Origin of the sequence: Pseudomonas bubulae (genome assembly GCF_900618535.1) — a bacterium.
Taxonomy (GTDB): Bacteria; Pseudomonadota; Gammaproteobacteria; order Pseudomonadales; family Pseudomonadaceae; genus Aquipseudomonas; species Aquipseudomonas bubulae.
Genome location: NZ_UYJA01000001.1, coordinates 1,387,525 through 1,408,804 on the forward strand (window position 1 = coordinate 1,387,525; position 21,280 = coordinate 1,408,804).

At 58.7% G+C, this 21,280-nt stretch carries 22 protein-coding genes; 8 read left to right on the plus strand and 14 right to left on the minus strand.

The genetic code is table 11. The annotated features are described in order from the left end of the window. The first annotated feature begins 46 nt into the window (after nucleotides 1-46). The gene (locus PPTH39_RS06085; RefSeq protein ID WP_198417396.1) at nucleotides 47-2,128 is read left to right on the plus strand and encodes a carboxy terminal-processing peptidase; all 2,082 of its coding nucleotides are present in this window, start codon (nucleotides 47-49) and stop codon (nucleotides 2,126-2,128) included. Between the two features lie 55 nt (nucleotides 2,129-2,183). Here PPTH39_RS06085 and PPTH39_RS06090 read toward each other — a convergent pair whose 3' ends face one another. The 4 genes from PPTH39_RS06090 to PPTH39_RS06105 form a co-directional block, all read right to left on the minus strand. Next, nucleotides 2,184-2,627 carry an SEL1-like repeat protein gene (locus PPTH39_RS06090; RefSeq protein WP_130871759.1) on the minus strand — a complete coding sequence of 148 codons (444 nt, stop codon included), beginning with the start codon at nucleotides 2,625-2,627 and terminating at the stop codon, nucleotides 2,184-2,186. Next, on the minus strand, nucleotides 2,628-2,996 hold the full coding sequence (locus PPTH39_RS06095) for a hypothetical protein (protein ID WP_095002139.1): 369 nt from the start codon (nucleotides 2,994-2,996) through the stop codon (nucleotides 2,628-2,630). It lies immediately after the preceding gene. Continuing rightward, nucleotides 2,993-3,334: a helix-turn-helix domain-containing protein gene (locus PPTH39_RS06100; protein ID WP_095019103.1), complete on the minus strand. Its 342-nt coding sequence runs from the start codon at nucleotides 3,332-3,334 to the stop codon at nucleotides 2,993-2,995. The genes PPTH39_RS06095 and PPTH39_RS06100 overlap by 4 nt, the downstream gene beginning before the upstream one ends. Nucleotides 3,335-3,749: 415 nt before the next feature. Beyond that, nucleotides 3,750-4,469, minus strand: a complete 720-nt coding sequence (locus tag PPTH39_RS06105; RefSeq protein WP_095002141.1) for an FKBP-type peptidyl-prolyl cis-trans isomerase — start codon at nucleotides 4,467-4,469, stop codon at nucleotides 3,750-3,752. Nucleotides 4,470-4,716: 247 nt separating this feature from the next. On the opposite strand from PPTH39_RS06105, the gene PPTH39_RS06110 reads away from it, so the two are divergent. Both PPTH39_RS06110 and PPTH39_RS06115 read left to right on the plus strand, forming a co-directional pair. Further along, complete coding sequence (locus tag PPTH39_RS06110) at nucleotides 4,717-6,531, plus strand: di-heme-cytochrome C peroxidase (protein WP_130871760.1); 1,815 nt, start codon at nucleotides 4,717-4,719, stop codon at nucleotides 6,529-6,531. Between the two features lie 43 nt (nucleotides 6,532-6,574). Further along, nucleotides 6,575-7,714 (plus strand): catalase family protein, encoded by a 1,140-nt coding sequence (locus PPTH39_RS06115; protein WP_130871761.1) that lies wholly within the window; start codon nucleotides 6,575-6,577, stop codon nucleotides 7,712-7,714. Nucleotides 7,715-7,854: 140 nt separating this feature from the next. Here the strand turns inward: PPTH39_RS06115 and cysB are convergent, their stop codons facing one another. The 4 genes from cysB to PPTH39_RS06135 form a co-directional block, all read right to left on the minus strand. Further along, on the minus strand, nucleotides 7,855-8,829 hold the full coding sequence (gene cysB, locus PPTH39_RS06120) for an HTH-type transcriptional regulator CysB (RefSeq protein ID WP_016780131.1): 975 nt from the start codon (nucleotides 8,827-8,829) through the stop codon (nucleotides 7,855-7,857). Nucleotides 8,830-8,942: 113 nt separating this feature from the next. Further along, nucleotides 8,943-9,443 carry a universal stress protein gene (locus PPTH39_RS06125; protein ID WP_095002144.1) on the minus strand — a complete coding sequence of 167 codons (501 nt, stop codon included), beginning with the start codon at nucleotides 9,441-9,443 and terminating at the stop codon, nucleotides 8,943-8,945. Between the two features lie 94 nt (nucleotides 9,444-9,537). Continuing rightward, nucleotides 9,538-10,455 carry a 5'-nucleotidase gene (locus PPTH39_RS06130; protein WP_095002145.1) on the minus strand — a complete coding sequence of 306 codons (918 nt, stop codon included), beginning with the start codon at nucleotides 10,453-10,455 and terminating at the stop codon, nucleotides 9,538-9,540. A 38-nt stretch (nucleotides 10,456-10,493) separates the two neighbouring features. Continuing rightward, on the minus strand, nucleotides 10,494-10,820 hold the full coding sequence (locus PPTH39_RS06135) for a YbbN family protein (protein WP_095002146.1): 327 nt from the start codon (nucleotides 10,818-10,820) through the stop codon (nucleotides 10,494-10,496). 57 nt (nucleotides 10,821-10,877) lie between these two features. On the opposite strand from PPTH39_RS06135, the gene PPTH39_RS06140 reads away from it, so the two are divergent. Together PPTH39_RS06140 and PPTH39_RS06145 are read left to right on the plus strand one after the other, a co-directional pair. Then, a complete protein-coding gene (locus PPTH39_RS06140) occupies nucleotides 10,878-11,324 on the plus strand; it encodes a PilZ domain-containing protein (RefSeq protein WP_095002147.1) in 447 nt (148 codons plus the stop codon). A gap of 131 nt (nucleotides 11,325-11,455) precedes the next feature. Beyond that, complete coding sequence (locus tag PPTH39_RS06145; protein ID WP_095002271.1) at nucleotides 11,456-12,532, plus strand: 3-deoxy-7-phosphoheptulonate synthase; 1,077 nt, start codon at nucleotides 11,456-11,458, stop codon at nucleotides 12,530-12,532. A 115-nt stretch (nucleotides 12,533-12,647) separates the two neighbouring features. On the opposite strand, the gene PPTH39_RS06150 is transcribed toward PPTH39_RS06145, so the two are convergent. Beyond that, nucleotides 12,648-12,929 carry a GNAT family N-acetyltransferase gene (locus tag PPTH39_RS06150; RefSeq protein ID WP_019827604.1) on the minus strand — a complete coding sequence of 94 codons (282 nt, stop codon included), beginning with the start codon at nucleotides 12,927-12,929 and terminating at the stop codon, nucleotides 12,648-12,650. 496 nt (nucleotides 12,930-13,425) lie between these two features. Here PPTH39_RS06150 and oprI point away from each other — a divergent pair, with 496 nt between their 5' ends. Then, entirely contained in the window at nucleotides 13,426-13,677 is a 252-nt protein-coding gene (gene oprI, locus PPTH39_RS06155) for an outer membrane lipoprotei OprI (RefSeq protein WP_003172710.1), read from the plus strand. Nucleotides 13,678-13,815: 138 nt separating this feature from the next. Here the strand turns inward: oprI and PPTH39_RS06160 are convergent, their stop codons facing one another. From PPTH39_RS06160 to PPTH39_RS06170, 3 genes are all read right to left on the minus strand, one after another. Continuing rightward, entirely contained in the window at nucleotides 13,816-14,844 is a 1,029-nt protein-coding gene (locus tag PPTH39_RS06160) for a L,D-transpeptidase family protein (protein ID WP_095002149.1), read from the minus strand. Nucleotides 14,845-14,942: 98 nt separating this feature from the next. Next, nucleotides 14,943-15,236 carry a hypothetical protein gene (locus PPTH39_RS06165; protein WP_003446817.1) on the minus strand — a complete coding sequence of 98 codons (294 nt, stop codon included), beginning with the start codon at nucleotides 15,234-15,236 and terminating at the stop codon, nucleotides 14,943-14,945. A 58-nt stretch (nucleotides 15,237-15,294) separates the two neighbouring features. Next, nucleotides 15,295-15,900 carry an arylesterase gene (locus tag PPTH39_RS06170; RefSeq protein WP_095019100.1) on the minus strand — a complete coding sequence of 202 codons (606 nt, stop codon included), beginning with the start codon at nucleotides 15,898-15,900 and terminating at the stop codon, nucleotides 15,295-15,297. A 10-nt stretch (nucleotides 15,901-15,910) separates the two neighbouring features. Here PPTH39_RS06170 and PPTH39_RS06175 point away from each other — a divergent pair, with 10 nt between their 5' ends. Together PPTH39_RS06175 and PPTH39_RS06180 are read left to right on the plus strand one after the other, a co-directional pair. Then, the gene (locus PPTH39_RS06175) at nucleotides 15,911-16,594 is read left to right on the plus strand and encodes an ABC transporter ATP-binding protein (protein WP_095002151.1); all 684 of its coding nucleotides are present in this window, start codon (nucleotides 15,911-15,913) and stop codon (nucleotides 16,592-16,594) included. Continuing rightward, the gene (locus tag PPTH39_RS06180) at nucleotides 16,594-19,098 is read left to right on the plus strand and encodes an ABC transporter permease (RefSeq protein ID WP_130871762.1); all 2,505 of its coding nucleotides are present in this window, start codon (nucleotides 16,594-16,596) and stop codon (nucleotides 19,096-19,098) included. The genes PPTH39_RS06175 and PPTH39_RS06180 overlap by 1 nt, the downstream gene beginning before the upstream one ends. 690 nt (nucleotides 19,099-19,788) lie before the next feature. On the opposite strand, the gene greB is transcribed toward PPTH39_RS06180, so the two are convergent. Then, nucleotides 19,789-20,265, minus strand: a complete 477-nt coding sequence (gene greB, locus PPTH39_RS06185) for a transcription elongation factor GreB (protein ID WP_029611319.1) — start codon at nucleotides 20,263-20,265, stop codon at nucleotides 19,789-19,791. Between the two features lie 107 nt (nucleotides 20,266-20,372). Further along, a complete protein-coding gene (locus PPTH39_RS06190; protein ID WP_095002272.1) occupies nucleotides 20,373-21,146 on the minus strand; it encodes an AraC family transcriptional regulator in 774 nt (257 codons plus the stop codon). Nucleotides 21,147-21,280 lie beyond the last annotated feature (134 nt).

The window sequence follows — 21,280 nt, forward strand, 5'->3', positions numbered from 1 at the left end:
AAGACGGCCTAATATGCGTTATCAATTGCCCCCGCGTCGAATCAGCATGAAGCATTTATTCCCTAGCACCGCACTTGCCCTATTCATTGGCCTAGGCGTTTTGCCGTTTTCGGCCAATACGTTCGCCGCTAACAGTTGGGATAACCTTCAGCCCGATCGTGATGAGGTAATTGCCAGTCTTAACGTTGTTGAGCTGCTCAAGCGCCATCATTACAGCAAGCCGCCACTGGATGATGCCCGCTCGGCAATCATCTATGACAGCTATCTGAAGCTGCTCGACCCTTCGCGCAGTTACTTTCTGGCCAGCGATATTGCCGAATTCGACAAATGGAAATTCCAGTTTGACGACTTCCTCAAAAGCGGCGATCTGAACCCCGGTTTCATTATCTACAAACGCTATCTGGATCGCGTCAAATCGCGCCTGGACTTTGCGCTTGCCGAGTTGAACAAGGGCGTTGACTCGCTGGACTTCAATGCCAAGGAAACCCTGGAGATCGACCGCAAGGACGCTCCATGGCTCAAGACCGAAGCCGAACTCAACAACCTGTGGCGCAAACGCATCAAGGATGAAGTCCTGCGTCTGAAAATCGCCGGCAAAGAGCCTGCGAAAATCCAGGAACTGTTGACCAAGCGCTACAAGAATCAATTGTCGCGCCTTGACCAGACCCGCAGCGAAGACATCTTCCAGGCGTATATCAACACCTTCGCCATGTCTTACGATCCGCACACCAACTATCTGTCGCCAGATAACGCGGAAAACTTCGATATCAATATGAGCCTGTCGCTGGAAGGCATTGGCGCCGTGTTGCAGAGCGATAACGACCAGGTAAAAATTGTCCGTCTGGTGCCGGCAGGCCCGGCCCATAAAACCAAGCAGGTCGCACCGGCCGACAAGATCATCGGCGTTGCCCAGGGCGACAAAGAGATGGTCGACGTGATCGGCTGGCGTCTGGATGAAGTGGTCAAGCTGATTCGTGGCCCTAAAGGCTCCGTGGTGCGCCTGGAAGTGATTCCGGCGAGCAACGCGCCCAATGACCAGACCAGCAAGATCGTGTCCATCACCCGTGAAGCGGTGAAGCTTGAAGAGCAGGCGGCGAAAAAGTCGATCCTCAACCTCAAGCAGGATGGCAAGAACTACAAGCTGGGCGTGATTGAAATTCCGGCGTTCTACCTGGACTTCAAGGCGTTCCGTGCTGGCGACCCGAACTACAAGAGCACCACCCGTGACGTTAAAAAACTGCTGACCGAGTTGCAGAAAGAAAAAGTCGATGGCGTGATTATCGACCTGCGCAACAACGGTGGCGGCTCGTTGCAGGAAGCCACCGAACTGACCAGCCTGTTTATCGACAAGGGCCCGACCGTGCTGGTGCGTAATGCAGACGGCAAGGTCGACGTGCTTGAAGACGAAAACCCGGGGGCGTTCTACAAAGGCCCGATGGCATTGCTGGTCAACCGCCTGTCGGCTTCGGCTTCGGAGATCTTCGCCGGTGCCATGCAGGACTACCACCGCGCGCTGATTATCGGCGGCCAGACGTTCGGCAAGGGCACGGTGCAAACCATCCAGCCGCTGAATCACGGTGAGCTGAAACTGACCCTGGCCAAGTTCTACCGGGTTTCCGGCCAGAGCACCCAGCATCAGGGCGTTCTGCCTGACGTCGCCTTCCCGTCGATTATCGACACCAAGGAAATCGGCGAAAGCGCACTGCCCGAAGCCATGCCGTGGGACACTATCCGTCCTGCGATCAAGCCCGCCGTCGACCCGTTCAAGCCTTATATCGACAAGCTCAAGGCCGAGCACGAAGCCCGGGTGGCCAAGGATGCCGAGTTCATCTTTATCCGTGACAAACTGGCCCTGGCCGAGAAGCTGATGGCCGAAAAGACCGTCAGCCTCAACGAAGCCGAGCGTCGCGCCCAGCACGCCGATATCGATGCCAAGCAGTTGGTGATGGAAAACGCCCGCCGCCAGGCCAAGGGCGAAGCGCCGCTCAAGGAAATGAAGAAAGAAGACGAAGATGCACTGCCGGTCGAGCCTGAAAAGACCAAGCCGGAAGATGACGCCTATCTGAGTGAAACCGGGCGGATTCTGCTGGACTACCTCAAGCTCACCTCACAGGTGGCCAAGAAGTAAGCCAGGCCGGTAAAAAAAGGGCGGCCCGCATGATGCGGGCCGCCCTTTTTATTGGCTAACGGTAAAGCCTGGCCATCTGCGGGTCAGCCATCAACCCCGGGCCACCCTGTTGATACAGCACCGCCAGCTTGTGCCCTGCCAGCGGGTGCCCGGCTTTTGCCGCCATCGTCCACCAGCGTGCAGCCTCGGCAGCGTCAGGCGTCTTGCTCAGCGTCCCTGCCAGGCTGAAAACGCCTACCTGGTAGGCTGCCTTGGCGTCACCACTGAGTGCCGCCAGACGCAACAAACGCACCCCCTCCTCCCTGGCGCCCATCCCTTGACCGCGAAAGGCCAGGATATGGCCGTAGAAACTTCGGGCACTGGTGCTGCCGAGGTTGGCCATGCGTGCGAACTGGCTCTCCATCCAGCGCCAGATACGCGGCTGACGGACACACCATGGCCAGTGAAACAACTTGCGCGCCAGCCAGTAACTCAGGCGCGCCTTGAGCCGCCAGAGCACTCAAGCCTCCTCGTGCTCGTAAACATACTCGAACACCCGCACCACCTCTGAGGCATGCCAGGACGCAGCGGCAATCCCGTCCGGCGGGCCGGGGAAACGCCCGAGGCGCTCCACGCATTCGAAAAAACCGGTACGTGGCAGACGGCTTGCACCCTGGCTGATCACCAACGAACTGCGCAATGGCTGATCGGCCTTGGCATCCATCGCCGCCAGATGTTCAAGTGCGGCGGTGAGGGTCAACATGGCGGGGCTCGGCAATTGCAACCGTTCCAGTAATGCACGGTAAGTCAGCAAGTGGCGCTGTCGACGCGCCTGATCGAGTTCAGCCAACAACCCATCCCAGTGTTGACGACTGATGCGCACGTTCATGATGCTTCCCTCCAGCCTGCGATACCAAGCTCCCAGGCCAAGCTGCGACGGATAGCGAGGTCTGGCAGACGCTCGCCGGTTTCGATCATTCCCAGATATGACGGACTAATGCCTACCGTGCGTGCCAGCACCTCAAGGGCCAGGCCCTTGTTCTCGCGCAAGTGACGCAACTGATCGAGTCCGGGGTGCACCTGCTCGGGTGCCGGTGGCTGCAGATCCTTGTCAGGCTCGGCAACTGGCTCCTGGACTCCAGCAGCCTTGAGCAGTGCCTGATAACTCTCCCATGAAAGAACGGCGTATTCAGGCTCACCATTACGCTTGATGATTTGAAGATCCATTACTAAACCCCGTCAGACTTTTTTCGTAAATCGAGTCAGAACTTTCCCTTTGAGCTTAATCCTATCAGCCGCGAAGGTCTCTGGGGTTTTCACTCAAAAGTGAATAATTTGTGAAAACAACCGAAAAAGCCGTCATTTGCTGAAAATGTTATCCACACAAATTGTGGATAACCTTGTGAACAGAGCTGTTTTTCAACCCTGAAAGGCCCGTCCCATAAGGGCTGTACTCAGATCGGGCATTTTTTACACACATAAAAAAACCCATAAATTCATTGACTTGGCAGTCAGCAACTACTAGCCAAGAGAACTTATGGGTATTGAAAATACTGCAGGACAAAGCCTACAGAAACAAAAGGTGGACTACATAAACGACAACGCCCCGTCGAGACGGGGCGTTGCCTGTACCAGAAGCTGCTTACTGGGCAGCGTCTTGTGCCGGTTTTGCAGGGTCTTTGATGCCCAGCAGCTCCAGGTCGAATACCAGCACCGAATTGGCCGGGATAGCCGGGCTCGGGCTTTGCGCGCCGTAAGCCAGTTCGCTAGGGATATACAGCTTGTACTTCTCGCCAACGTGCATCAGTTGCAGGCCTTCAACCCAACCCGGGATCACGCCGCTAACCGGCAGATCAATCGGGCTGCCGCGCTCAACCGAGCTGTCGAACACCTTGCCGTCGATCAGTTTGCCTTCGTAGTGAACAGTGACTACGTCGGTAGCTTTTGGCTGAGGGCCATCGGCTTTCTTGATAACTTCGTACTGCAAGCCGGAAGCGGTAGTGACAACACCGGCCTTCTTGCCATTTTCTTCGAGGAATTTTTTGCCTGCCGCAGAGGCTTCTTCACTCATTTTGGTCAGACGTTCTTCGGCACGTTTTTGCAGGGCTGCGAACGCTTCGATCAGTTCGTCATCCTTGAGCTTTTGCTCTTTTTTGCCGACGGCATCTTCGATGCCCTGGGCTACGGCCTTGGAATCCAGATCATCCATGCCTTCTTGAGCCAGGCTCTTGCCCATGTTCAGGCCAATGCCGTACGAGGCTTTTTGCGCCGGAGTTTTCAGCTCTACGCTGGTCTGCGAATCACAACCCGCCAGTACCAGGCTTACCAGGGCCACAGCTGCCGCCAACCGATGCTGTTTCATGCTATTTCCTTGTTCATGCGCCAAATGGGCAATCGAATAAAGCCGCGAGCTTATCAGGCGGCCGCGACCAATGGCTACCGGCATAAGAGAGGCAATTGGTGGATAAGTTCATGCATTAATAACAATTCATTTTAGCCGCAACTTTTGTTAACACATCGGTAAACCCGGCAATGCACCCCCCTGCTCTCTTGATGCCTGACCGCAGCTGAGGCATAAGGCTGTAATTATTTTTACAAGGAGCGTTACTGTGCGTCTGTTTTACCGTGTTCTGCTGGGGCTGCTGGTGGCTGTAGCCATGGGCCTTGGCCTGGTGATCTATTTTGTCGCCAATCCAAAACTGCCGGCCTACCAGCCTGTGCAGCAACTGCACTACCTGGATCAGTGGAGTCCTGCTGAGCGCCAGACCTACTACTACACCCCCCAGGGCACTCAGGTTAAAGGCCTGCATTACGACTGGTTCAGCGCCCTGGAGCTGCCGTTTTCCAAACAACCCTTCGCGGCCCCCGAGTACCTGGCGCGCTTCGGCTTTCTGGTGGACCCCAAGCAGCAGGCCAGTGCTGCCAACCCGGGTAACCTGCCAGTAGGCTTTACCCGCCACCAGAACCCCGGCAGCAACGTGGAGTATCTGGATATCACCTGCGCGGCCTGCCACACCGGCGAATTGCGTTTCAAAGGCCAGGCGGTGCGCATTGACGGGGCTCCGGCACAGCATGTGCTGCCATCGAGCGTGCCAACCCTGCGCGGCGGCAGCTTCGGCCAGGCGCTGGTCGCCAGCCTCGCAGCGACCTACTACAACCCGTGGAAATTCGAACGATTCGCCCGCACCGTACTGGGCGATCAATATGATGCGCAGCACCAGCAACTGCGCAAGGACTTCAAGGCATCCCTGGACACCTTCCTTGGCGTGGCCTGGAACGATACCCATCGCGGCCTTTATCCGACACTCGAAGGCCCGGGCCGTACCGATGCCTTCGGCCGGATCGCCAACGCCAGTTTCGGCGACGCGATTTCCCCCGACAACTATCGCGTGGCCAATGCCCCGGTAGACTATCCGCATCTGTGGGACATGTGGACCTTCGACTGGGTGCAGTGGAACGGGTCAGCCAAGCAGCCGATGGCACGCAACATCGGTGAGGCGCTTGGCGTGGGCGCGACCCTGAACTTTTTCGACAAACATGGCCAACCCCTGCAGGGCGATTCCCGTTATCCGTCCAGTGTTCGCGTTAACGATCTGCACCTGATCGAAGAAACCCTGCAAAAGCTCAAACCACCGGTCTGGCCTGAAGCGCTGTTCGGTAAAATTGACCGCCCACTGGCGGCCAAGGGTCGAACCCTGTTCAGCGAAAACTGCGCCGGTTGCCATGTGCCGCCTGAAGTTGAAGAAAACGGGCGGATGGTCAAGCAACTCAAGTTGCTGCCTGTGGAAGTGATCGGTACCGACCCCAATACCGCCAATAATATCGCCGACAACCGCTACGACCTCAGTGCGCTGCAATGGGACGCAGAGGAGCTGGCCAGGATGAACGTCGACCTGTACCCCAGGACCGACGCACCTCTGGACATGAGCAAGCTGTCTGTGGCCAAGGGCCTGGCCTATGTCACCGCCTTTGTTGAAAAGCGTGCCTATCACGATGCCAATATCGGCCCCGAAGAACAGGATCGCCTCAACGGCTTTGGCTTGCCGATCGGCGTATTGGAGGTGCGTGCCTACAAGGCGCGGCCGCTGGACGGGATCTGGGCCACAGCACCCTTCCTGCACAATGGTTCGGTGCCTACGGTGTACCAATTGCTCTCGCCTCAGGCCGAGCGTGATCAGACCTTTTATCGCGGCAGTTTTGAATATGACCCGCGCCACCTGGGCTATCGCACCGAGGCCTTTGACGGCGGTTTTGTACTCGATACCCGCATCAGCGGCAACCACAACAGCGGTCACGAGTTCCGCGCCGGCCCTCGCGGCAACGGGGTCATCGGGCGGCTGCTGCAACCCGAAGAACGCTGGGCATTGCTGGAGTACCTGAAAGTGCTCGGCGGCCCTCTCGAGCAGGAATTGCCACAGCCATGAAAGATCTCCGTCATCTGAAAAAAATCGCTAAAAGGATGTTTGCATGCTGACCACTTTCTGGCTTCGACTCGGCAAATGGCTGGGCAAGCTGCTTTTACTGCTCATTGCCCTGGGCTTGCTCGGTTGGGCGCTGGCCTCCGGCTGGTACGCCTGGCAACATCGCGGGCCGGTTTCGGCGCGCGAGCAAATCCCGGACGGTGAAGCCGCCATGACCCGGGACACCATCCAGACCGCAATCCGCATCGTCGACCAGCACCGCGAAAACACCCGCTACTTGCGCGATGCCCATGCCAAGGCCCACGGCTGCGTCAAGGCCGAAGTCGAGGTACTAGCCGACCTCGACCCGGCGCTGCGCCAGGGTGTGTTTGCCACGCCGGGCAAAACCTGGCAAGCGGTGATGCGCCTGTCCAATGGCAACGCCTACCCGCAGTTCGACAGCATTCGCGATGCCCGCGGCATGGCCATCAAGTTGCAGGACGTGCCCGGCACTCAACTGATGCCAGGCCAGCAAGGGCGCACCGAGCAGGACTTTGTGATGTTCAACCATCCCAATTTCTTTGTCAGCGATGTCGCTGAATACCGCCAGAACATCGGCGCGCAGGCTGATGGCAAAAAGGTTCTGGCATTCTTCCCGTCCTGGGACCCGCGCAGCTGGCAAGTGCGCCATCTGTTTATCGCCCTGGCTACCCTGGCGCCTGCCCCGACCAGCCCGACACAAACGACATATTTTTCTGTGTCGCCCTACAAGTTCGGCACAGCCAATGCCAAGTACCGCGTAGCCCCTGACCCCGACAGTTGCCCGGCTTACAGCCTGCCCAAGCAGAATGAGGCGCTGCCCAATTTTTTGCGTAACGCCTTGAACCAGCAACTGTCAACGGATCGGGTGCCCGCCTGCTTTGTGCTGCAGATCCAGCGTCAGGACGCCAATCGTTTTATGCCGATCGAAGACACCAGCATCGAGTGGAAAGAATCGGACACGCCCTTTGAAACCGTCGCACGGGTCAAGGTGCCAGCCCAGGACTTTGACACACCAGGCCAGAATCTGGCTTGTGACAACCTGTCGTTCAGCCCATGGCATGGCATTGAGGAACACCGGCCGATTGGCGGGATCAACCGCCTGCGCAAGGCGGTGTATGACGCGGTCAGCGACTATCGCCACGCACGCAACGCCGAGCAGCAATAACCCGCTCATTCGACAACGGGTGCGAACCAAATGTGGGAGCGGGCTTGCTCGCGATGCAGACGGCGCGATCCTTGAATCAGATCGCGTCGATGCCATCGCGGGCAAGCCCGCTCCCACAGGGGTAGTTCAGGGCCGGCGAATCAGTGAACCGGCAATTCCACGCCTTCAAACAGCTCTTCCAGCTCTTGCTTGTTGTGGCAGGCAATCGCTTTGGCCATCACTTCACGGGTGAGGTGCGGGGCAAATTTTTCGATAAAGTCGCACATGAATCCGCGCAGGAAAGTGCCACGACGGAAACCGATTTTGGTGATGCTGGACTCGAACAGCTCGCTGGCATCAAGGACCACCAGATCTTTATCCAGATTGGTGTCGACGGCCATTTTGGCCACGATGCCAACACCCAGGCCCAAACGCACATAGGTTTTGATCACGTCGGCGTCGGCAGCGGTAAATACCACTTTAGGGGTCAGGCCACGATGGCTGAACGCCTCGTCGAGCTTGGAGCGACCGGTAAAGCCGAACACATAGGTCACGATCGGGTATTCGGCCAGCGCTTCGAGGGTCAGCTTTGGCAGTTTGGTCAGCGGGTGACCCTGAGGCACCACGACGCAGCGATTCCAGCGGTAGCACGGCATCATCACCAGGTCGCCGAACAGCTCAAGGGCTTCAGTGGCAATGGCAAAATCGACAGTGCCATCGGCGGCCATCTCGGCGATCTGCATGGGCGAACCCTGGTGCATATGCAGGGCTACGTCCGGATACTGCTTGATAAAGTTGCTGATCACCGGCGGCAATGCATAACGCGCCTGGGTGTGGGTGGTGGCAATCGACAGCGTACCCTTTTTCTCGTTGGAGAATTCCTGGGCGATCTGCTTGATGCTTTCGACCTTGCGCAGGATCTCGCCAGCGGTCGTGATGATGCGCTCGCCAGCCGGAGTGACGCGAGTCAGATGTTTGCCGCTGCGGGCAAACACCTCGACGCCCAGTTCGTCTTCAAGCAGGCGGATCTGTTTGCTGATACCCGGCTGTGAGGTGTAAAGACTCTGCGCGGTGGCCGAAACGTTGAGGTCGTGGTGCGCCACTTCCCAGATGTAGCGCAATTGTTGAAGCTTCATATGCATCCCTCAAAGCTGATAGGCGCCAAGGCATCGGCGGCGATATATAACTATATGGAAGGTTGGAATAAGAAATCTAGAACTTTTTTATCATTTTTATTGATTCATCAGCCTTACACATCAGCACTGCGCCGGCGCTGCATCAGGGGCACCAGATACACCGGTATCTTGGCCAGCTCGATAACTCGGGCGGCCGTACGCCCCAAATGCGATTCGCCCCCCGAGGGCTGGGCATGACTGCCCAGTATGAGCAGGTCTACTGAAAGCTTTTGCGACTGCTCCAGAATGACGTGTGAAGGCTCCCCTTGAATAACCTTGACCGATCGGATCAAGGCCAGTTCCTGTTCCCACCCCGCCAACTCTTCGCGAAGACTCTCCAATACCCGCAACTCGATATTGGAAAGCATTGTGCTCATGCCCTGCTGGTGCAGCTCGCTCAACGCCTGCTCATCGAGATAGCTCTGCAGTACCGACTCGGCAAACAGGCCCATGGGCTCAACCACATGCAACACAAACAGATCGGCGCTGAAACTGCGGGCCATTCCAAGCGCATGCTGCATCACAACGGGCGCGTAAATGCCGAGGTCAGTGGCGTACAGGATTGAGCGAATCATGCGACCTTCCCGACAGCGTCAATATACGAAGTAAGTTGAGCTTAGCAGCGTCGGGACAAGTGCGATGCTCCGCTCGGCAACTCGCCGGCAATGCTTATTCGGGGGCGAAATCCCTGGATTCATTGCTGATGCCGTGAGGCACATGGCCGGTCGCAACCACCTGGCGCGCCCTCTCGCAATGACCGGCCTGGTCATCAAAAAATACATCCGCAGCAAAGGCTTCGAGAAAGGCCGATTTATCCAGCCCGCCCAGAAAAAGCGATTCATCCAGACGAATGTCCCAGTCACGCAACGTGCGGATCACCCGTTCATGGGCAGGAGCCGAACGGGCAGTGACCAGCGCAGTGCGAATCGGGCAGTTGTCATCGGGGAACTCGCGTTGCAACAGGTTTAAAGCCTCCAGAAAGCCCTTGAAGGGCCCGCCCCGCAGCGGATTGCGCGCAGATTCGCGCTCAAGGGACTGAAATGCCTCCAGGCCTCCGGACTGGAAAACCCGCTCCGACTCGTCGGAAAACAGCACCGCATCACCGTCAAAGGCAATCCGCAGTTCATTGCTTTCGGCACGCAGTGAGCCACCCGAGAGAATGGTTGCTGCTGCAAAACCCGCATCCAGGGCACTGCGCACATCCTCGGCATGGGTCGACAAAAACAGATCACAACCAAAAGCATTGAGATAGGGATGGGGGTTGCGCCCGCCCGAGAACGCTGCCCGGGAAATATTCAGGCCGTAATGCTGGATCGAATTGAACACCCGCAGCCCGGTATCGGCGCTGTTACGCGAGACCAGCACCACCTCGACCCGCTCCCGGCCAAGGCTGGCATTAAAGCTCAGGAGCTTCTTGACCAGCGCAAAGGCATCCCCCGGGGCCAGTACTTCATCTTCATGTTCGATCTGGTATTGCCGGTACGCCTCGATCCCCTGGGCCAGGTACACCTGATGGCTATCGCTCAAGTCGAACAGGGCCCGAGAAGAAATGGCCAGCACCAGCTTGCCCTTTAAGCCTTTGCTCATATCGCCTCCACAGCACTAAAGCGGGTTCAAACGTTGCTTCACGGTAGCTCGTCAGGCTCAAGCATCAAGGCCAGCCGAACATGATGTGCCAGCTCACCTTCGCTCAGGCGCGATTTCAACTCACCGTAAAAGGCCCCGTTGTGCACCACAAACAGGCTAGGCAGATGGAAAATTTCGTAGCGCTCGACCAACCCGCCGTTGTTGCCGGCATCAATCCAGCACAACCGTTCAACGGGCAATTGCATGCCGGGCAGCATGCGCCGGGCCACCCGGCACGCCGAACAGCCCGCTCCTGTAAAGATGACCAGCGAGGTGCCGGGAAGTGCCAGCAGTAGCTGGTCGGCATCAAAGTCAGTCAGTTCCATCGCAGTCACTATACTCATAAGACAATACTAATTTAATGGCACCTGGAGTCCGAATTCATGGGTCGTTTTTTACCTCACCCAGATGATATTCCCGTTGAGATAACGCTACGCAACCAACCTTCACTGCCGCGCCAGAAGCTGCACTCTATCAGCCTCGGCGGCGTGGCATGCAACAGCGACAGAAGCTGGCGATGCGGCACCGCCGTTGATATGTCCATGCCTACCCTGGGGGAAAACGCACGTTATCCGGGCTATATAGCCTGGTGCGAAAAGCGCAAGGAGGGTTACCGCATCGGCGTTGCCTTGATTGATGAACAAACCCTGTTTGGTGCGCGAATGGGCGAACAGGTCTGTCAGATCGAACACTTCTCACGCCTGCAGCAGCAACAAAGCCCCTGCCCCCAGGACCTGCAAGCCCTGGCTCTGGAATGGGTCACTCATCACGCCGTGGAGTTCTCGCAAGCCACCATGGACCACGCAATGGCGCAGGCCGTGCTGGATTAAAGCTGTACCTGCCCATTGTCGACCTACCGGATAACGCGTTAAGGTTCGGCTCCCCGATGCGCTCAATCAAGCTGTGCTCCGCCGCACGGGGATCGCTGGCGGCCGGCACCCGTGACCTGACGAGTAACACGATGGCTGATTTACCGATCGACGACCTAAACGTTGCCTCCAACGAAACCCTGATCACCCCTGAACAGCTCAAACGCGAGATTCCTCTCAGCGAAACAGCGCTGCGGACCGTGACCAAAGGGCGCGAGGTGATTCGCAACATCCTGGATGGCACTGACCATCGACTGTTCGTTGTCATCGGGCCTTGCTCGATTCACGATCTCAAGGCTGCCCATGAATACGCCGAGCGCCTGAAGGTGCTTGCGGCTGAAGTCAGCGACACGCTGTATCTGGTCATGCGGGTTTATTTCGAAAAGCCCCGTACCACAGTGGGCTGGAAAGGCCTTATCAACGACCCGTATCTGGACGACTCGTTCAAGATCCAGGACGGTCTGCATATTGGTCGCAAGCTGCTGCTGGACCTGGCCGAAATGGGCCTGCCAACCGCAACTGAAGCCCTCGACCCGATTTCCCCGCAGTACTTGCAGGACCTCATCAGTTGGTCGGCCATCGGCGCACGCACCACTGAGTCCCAGACTCACCGTGAAATGGCGTCCGGCCTGTCTTCGGCCGTAGGCTTCAAGAACGGCACCGATGGCGGCCTGACGGTTGCGATCAATGCCTTGCAGTCGGTTTCAAGCCCGCATCGTTTCCTGGGTATCAACCAGGAAGGCGGCGTGTCGATCGTCACCACCAAGGGCAATGCCTACGGTCATGTGGTATTGCGCGGCGGCAACGGCAAACCGAACTATGACTCCGTCAGCGTTGCGCTCTGCGAGCAGGCACTGACCAAGGCCAGGATCACCCCGAACATCATGGTCGATTGCAGCCACGCCAATTCCAACAAAGACCCGGCCCTGCAGCCGCTGGTCATGGAAAACGTGGCCAACCAGATCGTCGAGGGCAACCAGTCGATTATCGGCCTGATGGTTGAGAGTCACTTGAACTGGGGCTGCCAGGCAATTCCTAAAAACCTTGAAGACTTGCAGTACGGCGTGTCGATCACTGATGCCTGCATCGACTGGTCGGCTACCGAGACCACCTTGCGCAGCATGCATGCCAAGCTCAAGGATGTGTTGCCAAAGCGCACCCGCGGCTAACAGCCCATGTGGGAGCGGGCTTGCTCGCTCCCACAATAGTTTGGCGCCAGTTCCGCACGGTTGCAGACGCACACAAAAACGCCGGGCATGCCCGGCGTTTTTGTGTGCGTGTTCTTCAGGTATTGGCCTGAGGGCGCTTGTGGCGTTCCATATAGCGCTCAACGTATGAACACGAGGGAATCACCTCATAGCCCATCTTGTCTGCGTAATCGAGCGCCTGCTCCGTCAAGGCTGCCGCAATACCCCGACCACGCAGGGCGTTAGGCACAAACGTGCGATAGATATCCAGAGTCTGCTTGCCCAGATCCATGTAGGTCAGGTAAGCACGATGACCGTCGACAGTGGTCTCAAACTGGTGACCTGCCTGGTCATGGTGGATAGACAACGCCTCGCTCATCATTGCTCCTCGCGGGTCTTGTAGTGTGACCCCTACCTTACTGATGTTTTTCCGCCGAGGGAACTACTACGCCATCACGCACGCGCTGCCAGCCCGGGATGTGCCGGCAGGCCTGATTAGAGAGTAGCCACTCTAGTGCAAATGTTCACTTCCCGGGGCAGCCAGTTGTCAGCAGATCAGGCCCGCCCAAACGTTTCGCCGGCCCGACATCCTTGACCCGGCCCTGAACATTTTCCGGAAGGTTGAGGCTATGACGTACAACCGCACTTAAAGTCACGCTGCGCCATCACTCTGATGCCACTTCGTGCACTCCAAACTGACTGTTTTACAAACACAATCTGTTAAAGCTAGCCTACCGAGATTGCCAGCCAATTATTTTTTTTGGTTCTTGCGCTAGGTCATTTTACTTACTACAAGTAATGGGTACTATGTACGCCGGCTGTTTCCTCACTTTGAAGGAACAGCTTCAATTAGAAAGTCCTTGAAGGGGAACACGATGAACAACGTTCTGAAATTCTCTGCTCTGGCATTGGCCGCAGTTCTGGCTACCGGTTGCAGCAGCGTATCTAAAGAAACTGAAGCCCGTCTGACTGCAACTGAAGATGCAGCAGCTCGCTCCCAGGCTCGTGCTGACGAAGCCTACCGTAAAGCTGATGAAGCTCTGGCTGCTGCTCAAAAAGCACAACAGACTGCTGACGAAGCTAACGAGCGCGCTCTGCGCATGCTTGAAAAAGCAAGCCGCAAGTAATAGTCCTTCGGTACTGTTATCAAGCCGACCTATTTATAGGTCGGCTTTTTTATTGCCTGCCGGTCACTAAACAGGCAATAAAAAAGCCGCCAGGGGTATTAACCAGGGCGGCTTTTTATTGCGCTTGTTCAGTACGGCTTACTGCACATAATCCAGCGACTGGCCAGTAGCCATACCGGTATTGGTTGTGCCGATTACTGCAGGTATGCCGGTTTCTGCTCCCACTACCGGGAATGCCAGATCCTTGTCTATCTGGATGCTGTTTTCAAGGTCCTGATGCTTGAGCAGGAAGTTCATGAAGCCTGCGTACTTGTTCTGCAAGTCTTCAGGGGTCAAGTGCGACTTGTCGCTCACGGCCAGCAACGAACCATCCTTCACGTTCAACGGCTCGTGAACTTCAAGGAACACCTTGCCGCCACTGACGCCAATTTTGTACGGCTCGTTGATGATCCGCACCGGCGTACCCACCGGCACCATCTGCGCCATTTGCAGCACGTTCTGGTTAAGCATGCGGAAGCAGCCGTGGCTGGTGCCCGTGCCAATGCCGAACTTGGCGTTGGAGCCGTGGATCAGGTAGCCCGGCATGCCGAGGGTGAACTTGAACGGACCCAGCGGGTTATCGGGGCCTGCGGGCACCACGTTAGGTAGCGGGTCGCCATTTTTGGCGTGCTCGGCCTTGATCGAAGCCGGCGGTGTCCAGGTCGGATTGGGCGTCTTTGCGGTGATTTTGGTTTGCCCCAGGGGCGATCCCCAACCTTCGCGGCCAATCCCCAGCGGGAAGGTGTAAACCTTGTTCTGGTCCTTGGGATAATAATACAGGCGGTATTCGGCGAGGTTGATCACGATCCCCTCACGCTTGCCCGGCGGCAGGATGAACTGGGTCGGCAACACGATATCGGTATCGACGAGGGTGCCGTCCGGGTTCTTTTTGACCGGCAGCCAGGCGTCTACCCCGGGGTTGGCAGCGATCATTTCCGAATAGCCCAGCTCGTACTGGTTACCCAGGTCGGCAAAGGAGTCTTCGTACTTGCCTTTGATCACCTGCACTTCGCCAACGACATCTTCGCCAGGCGGTGGCAGCGGGAATTCAAGCGCGACCGCGGGACCCGCAACACAAAGTGCGGCAACGGACAGGTAGCGGGTAACTGCAGGTAGGCGCGACAACATCCGGAACATCCTTCGCATAATCAACGGGGGACAAAAAAAGGGAGTGTACACCGCGCCCACGGGGAGCGTGAGCCGGTCAGGGCATCAAACAGGTAAGATCATAGTTCAAAGCGCAACTCTGGCCAGATGGGCTCCGTGCCCCGGCGCTGCGACTCGATGATTGCCCGGCACAGCGGGCATAACCGGTGGTCCTGAAACACCTTGCGGGTGACATCCGACCAACGCGGTTGCGCCGGCAGCAATGAGCCACACAAGGTGCGGTCAATGGTGCCTCCCAGCTCCAGTTGACGTGTCACCAGATGCACCCGTACCTCCTGGCAGGCGAACAGATCGAGCTGCTCATCGGGCTCGATCAGTTGATAGGCATATAAAGACCAGGCAGGACGCGACATCGAGGGCTCCAAATCGGGGGGGCGCCACCTTAGCCGAAACACTGCCACTAGAAAAGCATCAAAGCAGGGGTTTTAACGCCGGCCACACATTATCCAGCAAAAGCCCCTGCGCACCGACTGCCGGGTGGATGCGATCGGCCTGCATCAGTTCGGGCTTGCCGCCCACGCCCTCAAGCAAAAACGGCACCAGGGCAACGTTTTTTTCCTTGCCCAGCTCGCTGTACACCGCAGCAAAAGCCCGGGTGTAACGCGCGCCATAATTGGGCGGCAATTGCATCCCCAACAGCAACACCTTGGCACCCGCCTGCTGCGAGGCATCGATCATTCCTGCAAGATTTTGTTTCAATTGCGCAGGGAGCTGCCCGCGCAGGCCATCGTTGCCACCCAGCTCGACAATCACTACATCCGGTTTATGCTCTGCAAGCAGCGCAGGAAGCCGCGCCAGCCCTCCGGCGCTGGTGTCGCCACTGATCGAAGCATTGACCACCTTGTCGTCGTAGCCTTGCTCCCTGAGCCGCTGTTCGAGCAAAGACACCCATCCCTGACGGGTATCCAGGCCGAAAGCCGCGCTGATACTATCGCCGACGATCAAGATAGTTCCCGCCGTTGCCGTCTGTGCCACGCACATCAGGGCCAGAGCAACACTTAAAAACCACACACGCATTGGATTCTCCATGGGCGAAAGTATTCTCACCGCGCAGAACCTTAGCAAAGTGGTTCCCAGCGCGGAAGGCGAGTTAACCATCCTGCACTCCTTGAGCCTCGAACTGAGCAAGGGCGACAGCCTGGCGATTGTCGGCGCCTCAGGTTCAGGCAAATCGACGCTGCTGGGCCTGCTCGCCGGCCTCGACCTGCCCAGCCAGGGCGAAGTAATCCTGGCCGGGCGGGCCCTGAGCACCCTGGATGAAGACCAGCGCGCCCGGGTGCGGGCCGAACACGTGGGCTTTGTGTTCCAGTCATTCCAACTGCTCGACAGCCTCAATGCCCTGGAAAACGTCATGCTGCCTCTGGAGCTGGAGGGTCGCAAGGATGCCCGCGAGCATGCCCGCCACCTGCTGGAACGCGTCGGCCTGGGCCAGCGCCTGAGTCACTCGCCACGCCAGCTGTCCGGCGGCGAGCAGCAACGGGTCGCCATTGCTCGGGCATTTGCCGCCAATCCCGACGTGCTGTTTGCCGATGAACCCACCGGCAACCTGGACAGCCACACTGGCGAGCGCATCACCGACCTGCTCTTTGAACTGAACAAGGAAAACGGCACCACCCTGGTGCTGGTGACCCATGACGAACGCCTGGCCCATCGTTGCCGGCGCCTGATCCGTCTTGAAGCTGGCCATCTGGTCGGCCCTCTGGAGCCCTGATGGCACGTCTGCCGCTGTTGCGCATGCTGAGTCTGGCCGTACGCCAATTACTGCGCGATGTCCGCGCCGGCGAGCTGCGGGTGCTGTTCTTCGCCCTGCTGGTCGCCGTGGCGGCCAGCACGGCCATCGGCTACTTCGGTGCCCGTCTTAATGGCGCGATGTTGTTGCGTGCCACCGAGTTCCTCGGCGCCGACCTGGTGCTTGATGGCACGGCCCCGGCCCGTGAAGAACAAATCAAGGTCGGCAACGACCTGGGCCTCGAACACGCCCGGGTGGTCGAATTCGCCAGCGTGATTGCCACCGACAATGGCATTCAGCTCTCCAGCATCAAGGCGGCAGACGATGCCTACCCGTTGCGCGGCGAACTGAAAAGCGCCCCGCAGCCCTATGCCGAAGAACAGCCTGGGGGCGGTCCCAAATCCGGTGAGGCCTGGGCCGAAGCCCGACTGCTGACCGCGCTGGACCTGAAGGTCGGCGATGAAATCGATGTCGGTTCAAAAACCGTGCGTATCACCCGCGTGCTGACTTACGAACCCGACCGGGCCGGCAACCTTTACAGCCTGACCCCACGAGTACTGATCAATCTGGACGACCTTGCCGCCACCGGCATCGTACAACCGGGCAGCCGTGTCACCTACCGCGAACTGTGGCGCGGTGAAGCACCGGCGCTGGAATCGTATCGCCAGGTGATCAAGCCTGGCCTGGACGCCAACCAGCGCCTCCTGGACGGCCGTGACGGCAACCAGCAGATCGGCGGTGCGCTGGGCAAGGCCGAGCGTTACCTGAACATGGCCAGCCTGGTGGCGGTGCTGCTGGCGGGCGTGGCCGTAGCGTTGTCTGCCACCCGCTTTGCCAATCGGCGTTTCGATGCCAGCGCCCTGCTGCGTTGCCTCGGCCTGTCACGGCGCGAAACACTCTGGTTGTTTACCCTGCAACTGAGTGTGCTCGGGCTGCTGGCCAGCCTCGCCGGCGCCTTTCTCGGCTGGCTCGCGCAACTTGGACTGTTCGCCCTGTTGCATGACCTGCTACCGGCTAACGTACCGCCCGGCGGCCTGATGCCGGCGATTGCCGGGATGGGTACCGGGCTGGTGGCGCTGGCTGGTTTCGCCTTGCCGCCGCTCGCGGCACTGGGCCGCGTACCTCCACTGCGGGTGTTGCGCCGCGATTTGCTGCCGATTCCGGCCAGCACCTGGACCGTCTACGGCGCGGCGCTGCTGGCACTGGGGCTGATCATGTGGCGCATGAGCCTGGACCTGGTGCTGACTTTCGCCCTGCTCGGGGGTGGCGTGATTGCCGCCGTGGTGCTTGGCGGAATCCTGCTGCTGGGCCTGCAAAGTCTGCGCCGCCTGCTGGCCCGTGCCTCACTGCCCTGGCGCCTGGGGCTGGGTCAGTTGCTGCGCCATCCGCTGGCCGCGGCGGGCCAGGCCCTGGCCTTTGGCCTGATCCTGCTGTCGATGGCCCTGATCGCCCTGCTGCGCGGCGAATTGCTCGACACCTGGCAAAACCAGTTGCCCAAAGATGCACCCAACTACTTTGCGCTGAATATCCTGCCGGCCGACAAGGAGGCTTTCGGCGCCCACCTGATGACCCTTCAGGCCCGCGCTGCGCCGCTGTACCCGGTCATTCCGGGGCGTCTGATCAGCATCAATGGCGAACCGGTGCAGGACATCGTCAGCAAGGACTCCAGTGGCGACAAGGCCATCCAGCGCGACCTGAGCCTGACCTGGGCGGCTGACCTGCCTGCCGAAAACCAGCTGACAGCAGGTAGCTGGTGGGGCCCGAAGCCCGAAGGCGATGTGCCGGGCGTTTCAGTGGAAGCCAAAGTCGCCGAAAGCCTCAAGCTGAAGCTGGGCGACCTGATGACCTTCACCATTGCCGGTGTCAATCGCGAAGCACGGGTCACCAGTTTGCGCAGCATCAACTGGGACAACTTCCAGCCCAACTTTTTCATGATTTTCCAGCCTGGCACCTTGCAGGACTTGCCGGCCACCTACCTCACCAGCTTTTACCTGGCACCGGGACACGACAAGGAAATCATCGAACTGTCGCGCACCTTCCCGGCCGTGACCATCTTGCCTATCGATGCATTGCTGGAGCAACTGCGCAGCATCCTGGCGCAAGTGACCATTGCTGTGGAATACGTGCTGCTGTTTGTGTTGGCGGCGGGCATGGCGGTGCTGTTTTCCGGCTTGCAATCCACCCTGGATGAACGCATTCGCCAGGGCGCCCTGCTGCGCGCGCTGGGGGCCGAGCGGCAACTGCTGGTGAAGGCCCGGCGCATCGAGTTCGGCTTGCTGGGCGCCACCAGCGGCCTGCTGGCGGCGCTGGGGGCCGAACTGGTCAGTCTGGTGCTTTACCGCTTTGCCTTTGACCTGCCGTGGCACCCACATCCGTGGTTGTTGCTGTTGCCGGTGCTGGGCGCGGTGATGGTGGGCGGTGCGGGCGTGTTTGGCACACGCAGGGCGCTGAATGCCAGCCCGTTGACGGTGTTGCGCGAGGGTTGATATGGCCAGACACTATAAATCCTGGCGTTGACGAGCGCAGCGAGGCTGCGATCGTCGTTTTGGGAATCAACTGTTACGCCGCGTACATATCCGGCATTTGCGTATAACTGAAATATTGGTTTCGCCCTTACGGCGAGTCCATTTTGAAAGGACCCAAAAGGAACCAAAAGGTCCTCGCCCTACCATTCGGCCGATTCGCCAAGGTTCGCCGGCTCCTTCCGGCTCTGTTATGGGAGCGGGCTTGCCCGCGATGGCAGCACTTTGTTCCTCCAGATAGAACGAGGTGCCTGCATCGCGGGCAAGCCCGGCTCCCACAGGGAGATATGTCGGTCGAAAATCCTGCATTCAAACAGGCCGGCCGGTCGGCCGCCTCGACGGCTTTTGATCTTGATCTACCCGCCCCATCGGGAGGCCGAGAGGAGGTTCTGCGCAGTGGGTCGACCGGCATGGATGCCGGGAGAGCCGCGATGGGCCATGGATGGCCCGTGGCGGCGGGCCCACGGAGCGGGACCGGAACGAGGGAACCTGAGCGCAGCGAAGGCCGTACGCCAGGGGCAAGCCTTTTTGGTTACTTTTTCGGCGTCTGGAAAAAGTGACTCGCCGTAAGGGCGAAACCAATATTCCAGTTAAACGCAGATGCCGGATGTGTACCCGTTGAACCAAACAGCGACAACGGCTACAAATTTTGCGCTAACTCTTTTCGTAATAAATCTCGTTGATCCACCACAGCACTTCCCCGCTCGGGGTCTGCACCACTGCCTCGTCGCCCACCTCTTTCTTCAACAGCGCACGGGCCATCGGTGAGTCGATGGAGATGTAGTCGTTGCGTCCGTAGATTTCGTCGTAACCCACAATGCGGAATTTCTTGACGTCCCCGGCCTCGTTTTCAATTTCGACCCAGGCACCAAAAAACACCCGGCCTTCCTGCTCCGGCGAGTAATCAACCACCCGTACATCCTCGAGGCGCTTGCGCAGGTAGCGCACCCGTCGGTCAATCTCGCGCAGCAGCTTCTTGTTGTACTGGTAGTCAGCGTTTTCGCTGCGATCACCCAGTGATGCTGCCCAGGTCACCTTGCGTGTGGTATCCGGGCGCTTTTCCCGCCACAGGTAGTCAAGCTCCTGCTTCAGGGCTTCATGGCCTTGCCTGGTGATGATGTTGGTACTCACTCGCGGTCGTTCTCCAGCAGGTTGCATTGGCCAGGGCAGACTCTTAGCACCCCGGCGCGACGAAATACATAGAGGCGCTGATAAAAATCACAAGCGCGGCGACACTCTCACTGTGCCGTGGCCTGGCGATACTGGCGCGGGGTAAAGCCGGTCAATGCCTTGAATTGGCGGGTGAATGCGCTGTGGTCGGTGTATCCGCACTGCAGGGCCACCTGGGTAATCGGAATATCGGTCAGCAACAGCCGATGGGCGTGTTCCAGACGCACCTTCTGGATCATCTGCCGTGGCGTCAGGTGAAACACACGCTTGCAGTAGCGCTCCAGTTGCGCCACGGAGATTCCGGCAATACGGGTCAACTCACCCAGGGTAACGCGGCGGTTGAAATGCGTGCGAATGTGCTCATCGACCGCCGCCAGCCGCTGGTACGCCGGGTGGGTATCGCTGGCTGATTGCAAGTCCACGGAGATCCCGGCCAGGCCGATGATCTCGCCCTGGAGATTGTACAGCGGGCGCTTGTGGGTCAGGCACCAGCCAGGCTCCCGGGTCCCGTACAGATGCAGTTCCAGCTGGTCCTCAAGCACCAGCCCCTGCTCCAGCACCTGGCGATCCTGCTCGGTATAGCCCGGCCCCAACTGCGCGGGGAATACCTCGGCGCTGGTTTTGCCGAGCAGGGGTTGCAACTGCTTGAGGCCGCAGCGCTGGACCAGGGTGCGGTTGGCCAGTACATAGCGCGCGGCATTGTCCTTGATGAAGATCGCGGCATTGGGGATGGCATCGAGCATCGGTAGCAACAGGGCTACCCCCGAGAGCAACTGCTCAAGACTCTCGGGGCGGCTCAACTCGCTGCCCTGGCTCAGGATTGCAAAAGCATTCTGCGTCATCAAACTCACTCTCCCACCACTGGCCAGGTATCGGCCGCCTGGGTGCATTGTGCTGATTTCGTCATCGGCTTCAATGGAAAAGATCAATCGCAAACTTTCCCCGACGTTCAATCTAGCGCCATTGCACACCCGCC

Excerpts from the sequence above, each read along its gene's own strand:
- PPTH39_RS06190 (WP_095002272.1), bottom strand. The coding sequence starts at position 21,146 with ATGACGCAGAATGCTTTTGCAATCCTGAGCCAGGGCAGCGAGTTGAGC.
- PPTH39_RS06095 (WP_095002139.1), bottom strand. The coding sequence starts at position 2,996 with ATGAACGTGCGCATCAGTCGTCAACACTGGGATGGGTTGTTGGCTGAA.
- PPTH39_RS06100 (WP_095019103.1), bottom strand. The coding sequence starts at position 3,334 with ATGGATCTTCAAATCATCAAGCGTAATGGTGAGCCTGAATACGCCGTT.
- PPTH39_RS06175 (WP_095002151.1), top strand. The coding sequence starts at position 15,911 with ATGGGCGAAAGTATTCTCACCGCGCAGAACCTTAGCAAAGTGGTTCCC.
- PPTH39_RS06150 (WP_019827604.1), bottom strand. The coding sequence starts at position 12,929 with ATGAGCGAGGCGTTGTCTATCCACCATGACCAGGCAGGTCACCAGTTT.
- PPTH39_RS06085 (WP_198417396.1), top strand. The coding sequence starts at position 47 with ATGAAGCATTTATTCCCTAGCACCGCACTTGCCCTATTCATTGGCCTA.
- PPTH39_RS06160 (WP_095002149.1), bottom strand. The coding sequence starts at position 14,844 with ATGTTGTCGCGCCTACCTGCAGTTACCCGCTACCTGTCCGTTGCCGCA.
- PPTH39_RS06105 (WP_095002141.1), bottom strand. The coding sequence starts at position 4,469 with ATGAAACAGCATCGGTTGGCGGCAGCTGTGGCCCTGGTAAGCCTGGTA.
- PPTH39_RS06125 (WP_095002144.1), bottom strand. The coding sequence starts at position 9,443 with ATGATTCGCTCAATCCTGTACGCCACTGACCTCGGCATTTACGCGCCC.
- PPTH39_RS06145 (WP_095002271.1), top strand. The coding sequence starts at position 11,456 with ATGGCTGATTTACCGATCGACGACCTAAACGTTGCCTCCAACGAAACC.
- PPTH39_RS06165 (WP_003446817.1), bottom strand. The coding sequence starts at position 15,236 with ATGTCGCGTCCTGCCTGGTCTTTATATGCCTATCAACTGATCGAGCCC.
- PPTH39_RS06135 (WP_095002146.1), bottom strand. The coding sequence starts at position 10,820 with ATGGAACTGACTGACTTTGATGCCGACCAGCTACTGCTGGCACTTCCC.
- PPTH39_RS06170 (WP_095019100.1), bottom strand. The coding sequence starts at position 15,900 with ATGCGTGTGTGGTTTTTAAGTGTTGCTCTGGCCCTGATGTGCGTGGCA.
- PPTH39_RS06130 (WP_095002145.1), bottom strand. The coding sequence starts at position 10,455 with ATGAGCAAAGGCTTAAAGGGCAAGCTGGTGCTGGCCATTTCTTCTCGG.
- oprI (WP_003172710.1), top strand. The coding sequence starts at position 13,426 with ATGAACAACGTTCTGAAATTCTCTGCTCTGGCATTGGCCGCAGTTCTG.
- PPTH39_RS06180 (WP_130871762.1), top strand. The coding sequence starts at position 16,594 with ATGGCACGTCTGCCGCTGTTGCGCATGCTGAGTCTGGCCGTACGCCAA.
- cysB (WP_016780131.1), bottom strand. The coding sequence starts at position 8,829 with ATGAAGCTTCAACAATTGCGCTACATCTGGGAAGTGGCGCACCACGAC.
- PPTH39_RS06115 (WP_130871761.1), top strand. The coding sequence starts at position 6,575 with ATGCTGACCACTTTCTGGCTTCGACTCGGCAAATGGCTGGGCAAGCTG.
- PPTH39_RS06140 (WP_095002147.1), top strand. The coding sequence starts at position 10,878 with ATGGGTCGTTTTTTACCTCACCCAGATGATATTCCCGTTGAGATAACG.